Origin of the sequence: Paenibacillus sp. FSL R10-2788, from assembly GCF_038003885.1 — a bacterium.
GTDB lineage: Bacteria > Bacillota > Bacilli > Paenibacillales > Paenibacillaceae > Paenibacillus_AQ > Paenibacillus_AQ odorifer.
In genome coordinates this window covers 949,956-964,788 of sequence record NZ_JBBOQA010000001.1, presented here as the reverse complement: position 1 = coordinate 964,788, position 14,833 = coordinate 949,956, and the positions used below count along the sequence as shown (strand labels likewise).

Here is a 14,833-nt window from a genome sequence, read left to right as displayed (position 1 = left end):
TAACATAAGGAATATATGTGTATAGGCGGAGACGGTCAAGGCTGCCTTGCCATCCGCAGCTTCAGCTGGTTCAAATTTGTCATTGCCAACAAAAAAAGCAAACCACGAGCTAGGCTCATGGCTTGCTGGTGGCTTGCTCGTGTTTGCTCATGTCTTACTCGTAGCTTGCTCATGGCTTGCTCGTAGTTTGCTCATGGCTTGCTCGTAGCTTGCTGGTGGCTTGCTCGTGTTTGCTCATGGCTTGCTCGCAGCTTACTCATGGCTTGCTCGTGTTTGCTCATGGCTTGCTCGTAGCTTGCTCATGTCTTACTCGTAGCTTGCTCATGTCTTACTCGTAGCTTGCTTATGTCTTGCTCGCAGCATTGCTCGTGTTTGCTCGGGGTTTGCTTTCTGTTTATCTAATGAATTCTAATCCTGCACCTTCAATTTATAACATCCGCTAACAAAATCCTGCTGGATATCCGGCAGAGCCAGTCCAGCCTGCATTAGCCGATCACCACCGTAAACCTCACCACTCACCTCCAGAATATAATCCAGCTCCGGATTCAAACCATTCAGCTTCAGGCTACGGCGGGGCGGGTGCGGCACAGCCATTACCCGGAAGTAATAAACTAATGCCTCACGCTGATCATCGGACACGAACATCCATGCTGTCTCATTGCCCTCAAACGGGCTATGCAGCCGGTACAGATTCCCTTGCTGCACAAGACTGCGGATTTGCTTATAGTTCGCAACCTGTTCCTTCACAATTTCCTTCTCTTCGTCTGTAAACTTCGTAAGATCCAGCTCATAACCGAAATTACCGGACATAGCTACATCTCCACGGAAGGACAGCGGGGTGATCCGTCCTACCTGATGATTCGGCACGGCAGACACATGCGCGCCTATCGAACTAACCGGATACACCAGACTTGTTCCATACTGAATCTTCAGTCGTTCCACAGCATCGGTATCATCACTGGTCCAGGTCTGCGGCATGTAATGCAGCATGCCTGGGTCGAAGCGGCCACCACCACTACAGCAGCTCTCGAACAGGATATGTGGAAATTCTGAAGTTATTTGCTCCAATAGCTCATACAGACCAAGCACATAACGATGTGCGGTTTCCCCTTGGCGTTCAGAAGGTAACTCTGCAGAGCCAATCTCCGTTAAACAACGGTTCATATCCCATTTCACATAACTAATGGGCACGGTCGAGAAAATCCGGGACAGTGACTCATAAATGTACTGGCGCACATCCTCCCGAGTATAGTCCAGCACCAATTGCCAGCGAGCTTCGCTGCGGCGGCGTCCCGGCACATGCAGACACCAGTCGGGATGCTTACGATAGAGCTCGCTGTCCGGCGAGATCATCTCCGGCTCGAACCAAAGGCCGAACTGCAAGCCTAGATTGTTCACGCGCTGCGCCACATCAGACAGTCCGCCCGGAAGCTTGCGCAGATCCTCCACCCAGTCTCCGAGAGAGGAGTTGTCAGCGTCTCTTTTGCCAAACCAGCCATCGTCCAGCACGAATAGCTCTATCCCGAGCTTGGCTCCTTCCGCCGCAATCGACTCCAATTTATCCGCATCGAAGTTGAAATAGGTAGCTTCCCAATTGTTGACCAGAATGGGCCGTTCCTTATCTCTATATAATCCTCTGCATAAACGGGTCCGGTACAGGCGATGATAGGTTCTCGACATTTCCCCGATCCCCTCGGAAGAATACACCATCACTACCTCAGGGGTCTGGAATTGTTCGCCCGGCTCCAGCAGCCAGGAGAAATCAAAAGAGTTCAGTCCCATCGTAAACCGGGTCATCCCGAAGGAATCGACCTCTGCCTCAGCTTCAAAGCCTCCACTATATACAAGACTGAAGCCGTAGGCCTCTCCATGATTTTCATCCGTTTCAGGTTTCACCAGCGCAGCAAATGGATTTAACTGGTGGCTGCTCATCCCTCTGCGGCTCCCAATGGTCGTACCACCTTGCACCAGACGTCTACGAGTCAGATTACCTTCCCTTGACCAAGCTCCTGCCAAATAGATCATATCCATATCGCCAGACGAGAAATCGACACTAGCACTCAGTGCACGCTGCAATTGCAGCTGCGTTTTCCCCGCATTGGTGAACTCCACAGAGCGGGTGATTACGTTAGTATGTTCAAAAACTGTATAGCGCAAAATAACATTCAGCTTGGTGTAATCATCTTTAAGTGTAAGCTCCAACGTCTGTGCTTCTTGCGCAGACTCAACATATACGGATGGTAGACCCGGCAGTGAAGGTTTACCCTCAACTACCCGATACCCGCTGTATTTCAACTCTGTAATACGAGTGCCGTCTTCGAGCCGAACTTGATAAGCAGGTGTTCTGAAATCTCCCGTCCCGTATTGTGGGTATTCCTGCGGGAGCCGGTCGAGACCCGTATTTCCTCCCAGATTCAACAGCCCTTCCAAATTGCTGTCACTACGCAGCTTCTTGCCCCAATACGCATGTGCCGGATAATCATTTACAAGCTGAAGAATGTAACTCATCCCTGCACTCTGTAAATGGAATAATCCCTTATCTTCCTGAACTAAAATCCCCATGTGCCAGTCCTTCTCTCCTTAGGATTTACAGCAAATCTTCGCTCACAAAATCAACCATCGATTGAACCTTTAGCCCCTTAGGTGCGGCTGGAATCCAGTCTCTTCCATCGTTCCCGCGTTGTGAGAACTCTATCGTCTTGGTCTGACCTGGGAGAAGGTCAAAATAATTGTCAGAGAATATTCCTTCGTCTTCTGAAGTCAGGTATACGCCTCTAGCTAATACATCACTGGTCACGGTGAAGCTTAATCCGCCACTCTCTGGAGTTTCCAGCACGGTAATCACTGAGCGCTGTAACGCAATTTCTTTTTCCGGAATAAAATAATGCAGCTTGTGATCTATCACCCGGCCATCCGCCTGCAAGCAAATTCCAAGCAATACATCACCCACCCCTTGACCTTCTAGCAGGTCTGCCACAGGAGAAGAGAATACGATAGCAGCAGAATCAGCTCCCAGCTCAAAGGGATGTGTCCACTCTCGCAGCACCGAACCGTTAAACTGATACAAAGTAAGCACCAACTCAGCGCTCACTGCTGTTCTTAAATCAGATACGACATGAACGTCTACCTTCTCACGGTCTGTACCGTCGATAGACAACAAAACATCTTGGAAGCTTGAACGCACGGTATATTGCAGAGCTTTCCAGCGCCCGTTATAATCCATCCCCGCCCAAGAAGCCACCGGCCAGCAATCATTCATCTGCCAATATAAAGTGCCCATACAATAAGGTTTATTTCTTCTGTGGCTTTCAATCGCGATTCGGATCGCTTCGGCCTGCAGGATTTGACTCATATATAAAAAGGCTTTGAAGTCCTTCGGCTGCGGCAGATACATATCCATATATTCTTTAATCAGCAGATTACCGCGACCATTCTTCTGATGTGCCAGCATCACCTCTGAGGTAAGCTCCATATCCTGCTCTTCTGCATAGCTCATTACGGTTTTCAGTTCCGGGAACGACTGGAAGCCGTATTCACTCATAAAGCGGCCAACCTTTGTATTATAGTTCTCAAATGGCTCGATCCCGTGCCACACACCCCAGTAATGCACATCCCCTTCGCCCACAATCCGCGTCGCATGCTGATTTATATCGCCAGTCAGCTCCCGCAGCGGCGAAGACGGCCAATAGTCCACACCTGGATGGAATGCGGCTACAGCCTCCGGCAGAATACGGTGGAAGATTTTAATATAATCGGCCCACATTGTCGCTCTTTGCTCAGCGCCGAGTTTTTCTTTCCAGCCCCAGCCCATATTTTCCTCGAACTGTGACCAGGCCGAATCAATCTCGTTATTGCCACACCATAAGGCGATGCAGGGATGATTGCGCAATCTTTTGACGTTGTATTCGGCTTCTTTTTTCACATTCTCAAGGAACGCCTCGTCCCCGGGATACATACTGCAAGCGAACATAAAGTCCTGCCAGACCAGCAGTCCGTATTCATCACAGAGCTGATAAAAAATATCTTCTTCATATATACCGCCGCCCCAAACGCGCAGCATGTTCATATTCGATTCTACTGCTGTGGCAATTTCATGCCGATACCGCTCCTCGGTTACTTCTGTGGTGAAGCTGTCATTTGGAATATGATTGGCACCTTTGGCGAAGACGGAAACTCCATTCAGCGCAAAAGAAAACGAAGCTCCTTTGGCATCACGCTCCCGAATCAATTCAATACTGCGGAGTCCGGTTTTTACACTTTTGCTAACCTCTACTTCCGTTCCCTGCAGCAATTCCGCTTGGAAGGTATATAAATGAGGCTCTCCAAGGCCCCTGCACCACCAGAGCTTTGGCTCAGGTATAACAATATTCATCTCTAATTGCTGCTTGCCTTCCTCTAAAGTAACCGCTTGCATCCACTCCAAACCATCGGCACTTATTCGCAGCATTCCCCGCCAAGCAGCAGGAGCATCCACTTCTACCATTGCGGTCAGGCGAGCTTCTTCCTTAGCAATCACATTTTGACGGATATAGAGGTCAGTAATTTGAACGGTGTCACGTCCCACCAGAGATGCTGCACGCCAAATTCCACTGGTCAAAAAACGCGGGCCCCAATCCCAGCCGTAATGATAAGGTGCTTTGCGCGCAAAAATACTAATCCGTTGTTCATCTAATCCCCCAAGCTCGGATTGATCATTCGAGGCAGGCAGCGCATAACCCAGCTTCGCTAATTTCGGTAAATCTTCCTTAACCACAGAGCGGAACTTCACCCGTATATTATTTTCTCCAGTCTTCAGCTGACCTTTGACATCCACTTTCCATGCCAGAAACATATTATCAGCAGCGAGCACATGTACATTATTCACGTACACATCTGCATAAGTATCCAGTCCCTCAAAAACTAACTCCGTACAAGCAAGCTCCTGCCACTCTTCCCCCAACTGCAGCGAGGTTTGATATTCCCAGTCCTTCTTATCGATCCACTGTAGATCATGTTCATTTGTTCCATAAAAGGGGTCTGAAATTTTTCCGTTCTTTAGTAAATCCGTATGAACTGTACCTGGCACAGTCGCCGGAAGCCACTCCTCATCACCACAGCCTCTAAATTCCCACTTCGCAAGATTCATATGCAAATGTTTCATAATACCTCCTAAAAGTTTTGTAAGCATAGACTTCTCTGAATGACTTCGCGCAAAACTCGCTTCGGAAGCATATGCCTAAGTTTGGTAAGCATAGACTTCTCAAAAATAGCATAAGACTCAAATTAATTCATTGAACCCTTTTGATATTCTTTGTATTTTGTTATCTTATTGTTAGGTACATGCTAATTATAAACGCAGAAACAAAACAAATAAAGACAATAAATAATAATACAATACATTTATTAACGGCTTCGATAAAGCTATAATGTTCATGTAAACGCTAACAATAAAAACGAAAAGGGGATTAAGCTATGAGAAATAAGTTATTTTCGTTATCCTTTGTTATGATTATGGTCTTATCTTCAACGCTTGCTGGCTGTGGTTCGAATAATGACAACACCACGAATAACGGTGCTGCCGCAACTGATAAGCCCGCAGCAACTAACACAGAGAATACCGGCGGTGACACGAATGCAACTGCAGAACCTGCAGCAGGAGCTGATATCAGCGGCAAAATCACCTTCCTAACTAACAGAACAGACATGATCGGTAAAGAATATGACGAATATGTAAAGCGCTTTAATGAAAAATACCCGAACATTAAAGTCGAGTTCGAAGCTTCCCAAACCGACTATAACCAACAGGCTAAAGTCAGAATGGCCAGCGGCGAGCTTCCAGATGTTATGTTTATTCCTTCCATCCCTAACTCTGACTTGCCGAAATACTTTGCTTCACTGGATGATCTCGGTTTGAATGACCAAATCACCTTTAAAGACTTCAAATCCTTTGATGGTAAGCTGTACGGAATTACTACAGGGAACTCTACTTCCGGAATTGTTTATAACAAAAAAGCATTCACCGATGCCGGCATCACCGAAACGCCTAAGACTTGGGATGAATTCCTGGCTGCCTGCGAGAAGCTGAAAGCAAAAGGTGTCATTCCACTGTCCTCCAACTTCAAAGACAAATGGCCACTTGGTACTTGGGCTTATGATACACCACGCCTAATTGAAGGCAATCCCGACTTTCCTAATGCTAAGCTGAACTCTGAAACACCATTCACTATGGACAACGGTTACGGTAAAGCCTTTAGCCTGCTTAGTGAGCTCAACGAAAAAGGTTATCTGGAAAAAGACATCAACTCCACCAACTGGGAACAATCGAAAAAGGACATCGCTTCCGGCAAGTTCGCCATGTATTATCTTGGCAACTGGGTTATTAACCAAGTCATCGGAGCAGGCGCTGCTTCAGACAATGTCGGCTTCTTCCCATTCCCTTATGACAATTCGGGTAAACCATCTGCTACCCTAAGCCCTGACTTCTTCTATGCCGTTGCCAAAAACAGCAAAAATTTAGAGGCAGCTAAAGCCTTCGTAAAATGGATGATTGAGGATTCGGGCTATGAGGATTTCGCTGGCTTTATCTCTCCATTAAAAGGCAAGGAATCCAATCTGACTCAGCTGAAAGAATTCCAAGCTACCGGAGTAGAACTGGTAGAAGGAACTGTTGACGATGCGAAGGTTACAGAGATCGGTAACAAGGCACAACTGGATCTTCCTGCTGTAGTACAGGAATTCGTGCTTGCCAAGGATCCACAAACTGTATTAGACAAGTGGAATAAAGCTTGGGCTAAAGCCAAGAAGGACCTCGGCTATTAATTTGAGCTTGTGATTAGAAGTACAGAACGGCGCAAAATGGATTATTGCCTTTACGGATAATCCATTTTGCCTTTCCATACCACGCTTTTATGAAAGAAGGGCTAGCGATGTTCGGAACACTTTCCTATAACAAACAGAAGACTATAATCATTGTATCCTTCCTCACGATTCCATTGTTGCTGCTTGCAACATTCACGTATTATCCGGCACTTAAACTGATCTATTACAGCTTTACAAATTGGGATGGCTATAGTCCCGAAAAACCTTGGGTTGGCCTAGATAACTACCGCGAGGTCTTCTCCAATCCTGATATCTTCAAGGTTTTCACACATAACTTTGCTTATTTTGCAATGGGAATTCTCCAGAATATCGTTGCTATTTATTTTGCGGTTGTGCTGAATAGTAGACTAAAAGGGAAAAATGCATTCCGCATCTTACTTTTCCTTCCTTATATCATGAACGGAGTCGCTGTAGCCTTTATGTTCGGTTATGTCTTTGACACTACTAACGGTTCATTGAATATGCTCCTGAATAGCATTGGCCTGACCGGCCTCGGACAGACCAGTTGGCTTGGAACAGAAGGACTAGTCAACTACTCCCTTGCATCCACAGGATTTTGGCGTTTCATGGGCTACAACATGGTCATTTATATCGCATCCTTGCAGGCCATTCCACGTGACATTTATGAAGCTTCTAAGATCGATGGTGCCGGCTCCTTTCAAACGCTGTGGAGAATCACTTTGCCCAATATGAAGGCTGTTATTCAGCTTAATTTATTTCTTACCGTTACAGGGGCACTGGAAGTATTCGATCTCCCCTTCGTGTTGACCAAAGGTGGTCCAGCAGGGGCCAGCCAAACTTATGTACAACGGGTTGTCGATACCGCATTTGCATTTAACAACTACGGCCTTGCATCTGCAATGAGTATAATCCTACTCTTCTTTGTCGTCATCGTACTGCTCATACAACAACTTGTTCTTAGCCGGGGAGGAGATAAGTAGCTATGACACACTCTAAGTTTCGTTTTACAGATATCATTAAATACTTTTCGCTAATTATCGGCGTATTCGTCGTGCTCTTCCCTCCATATGTGGTCATCGTTAACGCCTTCAAATCGACCGAAGAATTCAACAGCAGTAGCTCCACCGCGTTGCCAAAAAGCTTTTTAAACTTCGATAACTTCATTGCCGTGTTTCAGCGTGGAGGTCTACTCAATGGCTTTGGCAACGTATTAATTATTATAGCTATCACTTTAATTCTGAACATTTTGTTCGGGACTATGGTAGCATTTGTATTAGGACGCTTTTCTTTCAAATTGAAACCCATTGTTTTCGGTGCTTATTTAGTAGCCACTATCATTCCTAGTATCACGACACAAGTAGCGACTTTTGGTATCATCAAAAATATGGGTCTTTACAATACGCTTGGCGCCCCGATCGTGCTCTATATTGGAGCAGATGTAATTCAAATCATTTTATACCTGCAATTTATCCGTAATATTCCCGTGGATCTCGATGAAAGTGCGATGGTAGAAGGTGCCTCTCTGTTCAGAATCTATCGGTCGATTATTTTCCCTTTACTTACGCCAGCAACGGCTACTTTGATTATTTTAAAAACCATTAGTATCTATAATGACATGTACATCCCTTATCTCTATATGCCTAAACAAAGCCTTGGTGTAGTTACGACGATCCTGATGCGTTTTCAAGGGGTCAATTCGGGGGAATGGAATTTAATCTGTGCAGCTATTCTGCTTATTCTGCTGCCAACAGTAATTTTATATTTCTTCCTGCAGCGTTACATCTTTGAAGGCGTAACCAGCGGAGCGGTCAAATAAGGTAGCTTATTACAGGAAAGGAACAACGCAAATGCTATCATACATCCGGTTAACTTTACGCAAAATGTGGTTGTTCCTTGCCAATCTACCGATGGAGCGCAAGCTGATCGTTATCTTTGTTTTTCTGATCTCTCTGCCGATCACTTATGTAAGTTATCTATCATCCCGCTCCATGTTCAACTCGGTTCTTGTGAATGCGACTGACGGTGCGGGTCAAATGACATCGAATGCTTCAGATACCATTGACCGGTATATTGCCGACCTCAAGAGATATACAGCCCTGCCGCTGTATAACACCGATGTGCAAGTCTACCTGACACAGCAAAATACCGACTGGGAAAAAAATACGGGCATGGCGATGTTCCTTAGCTATTTGAATCATACTAAGGAAGAGATCATTGCCGTGTATTTGGTAGACCAGTACGGTTCGGTCTTTTATGATAAGGACGCCGGAATTAATGAGCTGTATCCAGAGGAACGATTAGCTAAATGGAGAGCCATGAGTGAAGATGCCGGAGCGGCGCCTGTCATTCAGGGCAGACATACAATCCGTACCAACTCGAATGTCCATAAAGAGGTCTTTAGTGTTCTGCGTACGATTAACTCTGTAAGTACTTTGCAGAATATAGGAATTCTCGTTTTCGATGTAGACATCAATCTGTTTAAGGGTATTATCGATCCCGTAAATGCAGTTACGCAAGGAAATACGTTCATTGTAGATAACAATGGAGAACTGATCTATGCCAGTGAAGATTCAGCGGTTCCGAATCTGGCTGCCGATACACAAACTCTGAATACAAAGCTGTTGCTGCAGCAAGTAAATCAGCAGCAGGATCATTTTCAAATAGACTTGAATGGCCAGTCTTATCTTGCAGTGTATACCGTCTCGAAACAGACCGGTTGGACCACCATGGTTACGATTCCTTTAACACGTATCCTATCCCCTGTACAAAAGAATCGGAATACGCTTATCTTGACCACACTGATCATCATTGCCTTTGCGCTTTTTGTTGCGACTATAATTTCCCATGCCCTGACCAAACCCCTTAAATCCTTGGTCCGCCTAATGAAACGGGTGCAGCATGGTAATCTGGATGTCTGGCAGCATTCCAAATATAATGATGAGATTGGGATGCTGGGCAGTCATTTTAATCGGATGATCGTAAGGGTCAAAGATCTGTTACAAGAAGTATCCATCACGGAGAAACGGAAGCAGAAGGCTGATATGCGGGCACTTCAGAACCAAATCAATCCCCATTTTATTTATAACACGCTGGAATCCATCCGCATGCTTGCAGAAAGCAATGATGATCCACGTGTGGCGAAGCTAACCTATTTACTGGGACTTCAAATGCGTTACAGCATTGTCCGAAACGAAGAGGCTGTTACAATTAGACAAGAGCTGGATCATGTACGGAATTATTATCAGCTGCTGGAAATCCGATTCCCAGACAAATTCAGACTTAACATTGACGTGCCGGACGAACTCCTTCATCTTCCTGTTATTAAACTTGTCTTTCAACCGATCGTAGAAAATGCAGTCTTTCACGGCTTGGATCAAAAAGTAGGACTGGGCACCTTGAGCATCACCGCATGGAGCGAGCATGGAGATGCCGTTTTCTGTGTAGAAGATGATGGGATCGGTATGGATGAAGCTAATCTTCGTTCCTTAAACAATAGTCTGCAAACTGGAACGGACAATGAAAGGTTCGGGATTGGACTACGTAATGTAAATGAGAGAATCCGCCTGCATTACGGCAGCTCGTTTGGACTGCTTGTAGAGAGTGAGCTTGGAGTCGGCACTCGTGTTACCCTGCGCATTGAGGATATTAACGCTAAATATAGCGAAGATGAATTTATTTAGGAGAGGGGCTGCTCTGATTGCTGCGTATTGCGATTGTTGATGATGAGATCTTAATCCGCGAAGGACTGGCTCGAATGATCAGTAAAGAAAGCGCCGAATTTCTGGTCATCGGCACCTACTCCGACGGAAAACATCTATTAGATGAGTTAACCACACTTCAACTTGATGTCGTGATTACAGATATTCGTATGCCGCAAATCAATGGTTTGGAGCTGATTAAGCAGTTAAAAGCCACCCATCCGCAGATCTATTCTATTCTAATGAGTGGATTTGTTGAATTTAATTATGCCCGAGAAGCCATCCGCAGCTCAGCTGTAGACTATTTATTAAAACCAATCAATAAAGAGCAGCTGTTCGAGCTGCTATATCGGCTAGACAAAGAACGGCAGCTCGCGCGCGACAAGGAAGAACGCCACCGTTCCGGGCTTTTATTGACATTCTTACATATCGAAGAGCCCTCTTCCCCTCTACTATTATCCAGCCTTACCTTGCCCCAGACTTATTTCTCGGTCTTTGTCCTCAAAGGGAGCACCAGAGAAACCGTCTGCTCCTGTGCAGACAGTCTGCGGCAAGAGAAGGCGTTGAGCTTTGACAGCTTAGAGCTTCAAAAGGGACTATACGTGTGGATTGTATATTCTGCTGAGCCGCTGTCAGACAACGATTTAAAAGATATCGGTGACATTATGCGGATATCTGCGCACGGAAAGATCCTACATGTAGGTACCAGCGGTTGTTATAATGAGGTTTCCAAGCTTAGACAGGCATACCTAGATGCTAAACAAGCGTGCAACCTGGGCATATATAATCCGGAGCCTGTGCATTACGCGAATATTCAGGATATTCAACAGCCGGAGATAAACATCCTGGATCACTTTAATACAATTAGAGAACCGCTGATCCATAACCTGCAGATTCTGAATGTGACAGGCATCTTAGAATGGGTTCATGACCTGTTCTCAGTGTTGAAAGCGCAACAAGCCGGCCCTGACCAAATTCTCCGTGTCTGTCGATGGATTGAAGAAACCGCACAAAAGGAACTGCAAGAATTCGAGGCCCGCAATAAAAGTGCTCCCGACCTCAGGTTGGATGACAGAATCGCGTCCAGCTTAAGCTTTAGCGACATTGAGGAGATGTTTACCGCCCACTTTACAAATATTCTGACCGAAATCAGAACCCATCGTCTGGAAATGTCCGGTACAGCCATAGAAACCATCAAACGCTGGATATCCGCTAACTATAATCAGCATGCGGATCTGAACACTTTGGCGAATATGGTTTTTTTGACCCCAAGCTATTTAAGCAAGCTGTTCAAGCAAGAGACTGGACTTACACTGACGGACTACATCACCGAAATTCGGCTGCGCAAAGCCAAACATCTGCTCAAGAATGCTCCGGACCTAAAGGTTCACGAGATTGGGGCAGAGGTTGGATATGGCGACCCTGCCTATTTCAACAAGCTTTTTAAACGTGTTGTCGGGGTTACACCCAATGAATATAAACGAATTTCTATTGTATAAGGAGATTGATCACTTGCATTCAGAGCTTCAAAGAAATAGCGAAAATCATGAAATAACCGTCTACGACACAACAGAACTATATGGTGAAAAAGGCTCCTTCCGCGTTATGCAGTTCTCGAATCATGCCACTCAAGGTGCGATGGATCTTAATGACCCGCAACGAATTCTCTTTGAATATCCGCGGGCCATCATTCACTTCATGGAGTTCAACCTCCCCTCTTTTGAGGATGTTTTTCTTATTGGGCATGGAATTGGAACAATTGCCGGGCATTTTCCGGAGAAAAGATTTAAAGTAGCCGAGCTAGACAACGAAGTAGTCGAATTAAGCCGCCGCTGCTTCGGATATAGTCAAGATAACGTAGTGATCGGTGACGGACGTCAGATCCTTGAAGGTGAAAATCCGCAAGTATATGATTACATCATTTTGGACGCATTTACTGCCGCTGGTACACCAAGGCATTTAGTCTCCCGTGAATTTTTCAGTATTACCCGTTCGAAGCTAAACACAGGCGGATATATTCTCATGAATCTAATGGGAAAAGGTGAAAATGACCCGCTTATCAACGCGATTTATACGACGCTTACCGAAGAGTACGCCTATATCAAAGCCTTCTCCCTGCCTTCAGAAGGGGCCGCTGATATCCAAAATATCATTATGGTTGGCGGCAGCTCCCCTGTCCGCTTTCAAGCCCGCCATTTGGCAGGTTTCAAAGAAATACAGCTGGGACAAGGATATCTGATTCAGGATTAACTATAAAAAATGACCTCATCCTCCACTTCATTGTGGATTTCGAGGTCATTTTTGGGTTGTTTTCATATCGCACCATTTAAACCGGATTAGGCACAAAGCTGCCACCACGGCAATATTTCAAGTAATTCAGTGCATGCACCTGGCCGGTCATTTCCAGCTCATCACGATACACTGGATCATGCCAGCCTTCGATATCAATCGTACCTTTATAACCCGCTTGGCGCAGGATGGTGATTACATCTACCCAATTGGTATCCCCGAAGCCAGGGGTTCGATCCCATACATAAGGTTTGGGGCCATGAATACCGTATTCCTTGACGATGTCCCAAGCGATGGTCGCATCCTTGCCATGCACATGGAATACTTTATCCATCCATTTGCGCAGCTGCGGAAGCGGATCAATTAATGCGATCATCTGGTGGCAAGGCTCCCATTCCAATCCCAGATTATCTGCCGGAACGGCATTGAACATCTTCTCCCAGGCCGAAGGATTGTGAGCGATGTTCCACTCTCCGCTCTGCCAGTTTCCGCCCATAGCACAATTCTCAAAAGCAATTCGCAGGCCGCGATCTGCCGCTCTCTTCGCCAGTTCTCCGAACACCTCTGTAAACTTCGGGATGGACTCGTCAATGGACAAACCTGGCAATCGGCCGGTGAACCCGCCTATAATATCTGTGCCAAATAAATGTGCATGATCAATCAGCCGCTCCCAGCTGGCCAATGTGTCGGCATTGTCGCCGCTGCCATCCAGCGGATTGCCATAGATGCCCACAGAAGAGATGACAAAATCATGCTCAGCAGCTAACTCCCTCAGTCGTGCAGCCGTTTCGATCAAATCGGTTTCGCCGGTGGTCTGCCAAAAGTTCAGATTAAATGATTCAAATCCATGCCCCACAATTTGTGGAATGACCTTAACGGCTTCTCCACCACGAACAATCGTACCTATTCTCAGTGTATCTTGCATTTCGGTTCCACTCCAATAAAGGTTTATAGTGTGATCTTAACGAGGTTTAATCATCTTGCAGGAACCACGCTTGAGCAATACCGCATCATAGACAATATGCTGATGGTTTGACCGTCCGGAAATGAGGTCGAACAGAACACCTACACTGGATAAGGCCATTTCCGTACCCGGCTGGCTGATTGTATCCAGAGAAGGATGATAATATTCAGCCATCTCGATCCCGTCAAAGCCAATGATTGAAATGTCATCAGGGATAGATAACCCCGCGGTAAGCACCGCTTTGGCAGCACCGATGGCAATCGTGTCGGAAGCGGCAAATATAGCTGTAATTCCCTTGTTCTTGTTGAGCAGTCTTCGCGCAGCATTAAATCCCGAGCTGGGACTGTATTCACAATCCTCGACCAGCCCCGAATCGTAGGGCAGACCCTGCTCTTCGAGTGCTTTTTTGTAGCCCAAATACCGCCGGTTGCCCGTGGTTTCATCCAATAAAGGAGACTTGGCTAAAAAGCCGATATTCGTATGACCTAATGAGATCAAATAATTGGTAGCCTTATAGGCTTCCTTCGTTTCATTGATAATAACGCTGGAAAAAATAAGCGGGTTCACCTCCTGCGTTGAGGTGATCGTTGTCAGCACAAACGGAACCGTCAGCTGTTTGAACTTCTCTTCAGAATGATCATAGGTTCCACCCATGAAGATAATCCCGCACAGATTCTTCTCCTTCACCAGTTGAATAGCAGCATTGATTTCATCGGTCCCATCCTCTACTTGCTGGATAAGAAACGGGTAGCCCCGCAGATTGACCTGCCGTTCAATTTCTCTGATCATATTAGAGAAAAAAGGATTGGTAATCCCCTTGACCATAAGTGCAATGTTCTTAGATTGTGTAGTTTTCAAATTCCGCGCGTTGGAATTGGGAATATAATTGTATTCCTTAACCACACTCATCACTTTCTCACGTGTAGACTTGCTCACCGGTCCCTTGTTATTGATTACCCTGGAGACCGTCGAGATGCCCACACCGGAAATCCGCGCGATATCCTTGATATTTACATCCACTTTACTCCCCCATTTATGGGTAAAGGAGCTATATCGAATTATA

The 14,833-nt window shown here is 45.9% G+C and carries 10 protein-coding genes; 6 read left to right on the top strand and 4 right to left on the bottom strand.

Features of this window, described 5'->3' with window-relative positions; translation table 11 throughout:
- Positions 1-408: 408 nt before the first annotated feature.
- Together NSQ50_RS04180 and NSQ50_RS04175 are read right to left on the bottom strand one after the other, a co-directional pair.
- Positions 409-2,562, bottom strand: coding sequence for an alpha-galactosidase (locus tag NSQ50_RS04180; protein ID WP_036686930.1), 2,154 nt, complete (start codon positions 2,560-2,562; stop codon positions 409-411).
- A 25-nt stretch (positions 2,563-2,587) separates the two neighbouring features.
- Positions 2,588-5,140 carry a beta-mannosidase gene (locus NSQ50_RS04175; RefSeq protein WP_076100564.1) on the bottom strand — a complete coding sequence of 851 codons (2,553 nt, stop codon included), beginning with the start codon at positions 5,138-5,140 and terminating at the stop codon, positions 2,588-2,590.
- A 311-nt stretch (positions 5,141-5,451) separates the two neighbouring features.
- Here NSQ50_RS04175 and NSQ50_RS04170 point away from each other — a divergent pair, with 311 nt between their 5' ends.
- The 6 genes from NSQ50_RS04170 to NSQ50_RS04145 all read left to right on the top strand — a co-directional run bounded on the left by NSQ50_RS04170 (position 5,452) and on the right by NSQ50_RS04145 (position 12,767).
- Positions 5,452-6,798 (top strand): ABC transporter substrate-binding protein, encoded by a 1,347-nt coding sequence (locus NSQ50_RS04170; protein ID WP_038568815.1) that lies wholly within the window; start codon positions 5,452-5,454, stop codon positions 6,796-6,798.
- A gap of 107 nt (positions 6,799-6,905) precedes the next feature.
- The gene (locus NSQ50_RS04165; RefSeq protein ID WP_036686923.1) at positions 6,906-7,799 is read left to right on the top strand and encodes a carbohydrate ABC transporter permease; all 894 of its coding nucleotides are present in this window, start codon (positions 6,906-6,908) and stop codon (positions 7,797-7,799) included.
- A 2-nt stretch (positions 7,800-7,801) separates the two neighbouring features.
- Positions 7,802-8,635: a carbohydrate ABC transporter permease gene (locus NSQ50_RS04160; RefSeq protein ID WP_051491485.1), complete on the top strand. Its 834-nt coding sequence runs from the start codon at positions 7,802-7,804 to the stop codon at positions 8,633-8,635.
- Between the two features lie 31 nt (positions 8,636-8,666).
- A complete protein-coding gene (locus NSQ50_RS04155) occupies positions 8,667-10,499 on the top strand; it encodes a cache domain-containing sensor histidine kinase (RefSeq protein WP_036686920.1) in 1,833 nt (610 codons plus the stop codon).
- A 17-nt stretch (positions 10,500-10,516) separates the two neighbouring features.
- On the top strand, positions 10,517-12,016 hold the full coding sequence (locus NSQ50_RS04150; RefSeq protein WP_036686917.1) for a response regulator transcription factor: 1,500 nt from the start codon (positions 10,517-10,519) through the stop codon (positions 12,014-12,016).
- On the top strand, positions 11,988-12,767 hold the full coding sequence (locus tag NSQ50_RS04145) for a spermidine synthase (RefSeq protein WP_051491484.1): 780 nt from the start codon (positions 11,988-11,990) through the stop codon (positions 12,765-12,767). Before NSQ50_RS04150 ends, NSQ50_RS04145 begins: the two co-directional genes overlap by 29 nt.
- A gap of 76 nt (positions 12,768-12,843) precedes the next feature.
- On the opposite strand, the gene NSQ50_RS04140 is transcribed toward NSQ50_RS04145, so the two are convergent.
- Both NSQ50_RS04140 and NSQ50_RS04135 read right to left on the bottom strand, forming a co-directional pair.
- Positions 12,844-13,731, bottom strand: a complete 888-nt coding sequence (locus NSQ50_RS04140; RefSeq protein ID WP_036686914.1) for a sugar phosphate isomerase/epimerase family protein — start codon at positions 13,729-13,731, stop codon at positions 12,844-12,846.
- Between the two features lie 36 nt (positions 13,732-13,767).
- The gene (locus NSQ50_RS04135; RefSeq protein ID WP_036686912.1) at positions 13,768-14,790 is read right to left on the bottom strand and encodes a LacI family DNA-binding transcriptional regulator; all 1,023 of its coding nucleotides are present in this window, start codon (positions 14,788-14,790) and stop codon (positions 13,768-13,770) included.
- Positions 14,791-14,833: the final 43 nt, after the last annotated feature.

What these genes read in the sequence shown, in the direction of transcription:
- NSQ50_RS04170 (WP_038568815.1), top strand. Translation starts at nt 5,452, where the DNA reads ATGAGAAATAAGTTATTTTCGTTATCCTTTGTTATGATTATGGTCTTA.
- NSQ50_RS04160 (WP_051491485.1), top strand. Translation starts at nt 7,802, where the DNA reads ATGACACACTCTAAGTTTCGTTTTACAGATATCATTAAATACTTTTCG.
- NSQ50_RS04175 (WP_076100564.1), bottom strand. Translation starts at nt 5,140, where the DNA reads ATGAAACATTTGCATATGAATCTTGCGAAGTGGGAATTTAGAGGCTGT.
- NSQ50_RS04180 (WP_036686930.1), bottom strand. Translation starts at nt 2,562, where the DNA reads ATGGGGATTTTAGTTCAGGAAGATAAGGGATTATTCCATTTACAGAGT.
- NSQ50_RS04140 (WP_036686914.1), bottom strand. Translation starts at nt 13,731, where the DNA reads ATGCAAGATACACTGAGAATAGGTACGATTGTTCGTGGTGGAGAAGCC.
- NSQ50_RS04165 (WP_036686923.1), top strand. Translation starts at nt 6,906, where the DNA reads ATGTTCGGAACACTTTCCTATAACAAACAGAAGACTATAATCATTGTA.
- NSQ50_RS04145 (WP_051491484.1), top strand. Translation starts at nt 11,988, where the DNA reads ATGAATATAAACGAATTTCTATTGTATAAGGAGATTGATCACTTGCAT.
- NSQ50_RS04155 (WP_036686920.1), top strand. Translation starts at nt 8,667, where the DNA reads ATGCTATCATACATCCGGTTAACTTTACGCAAAATGTGGTTGTTCCTT.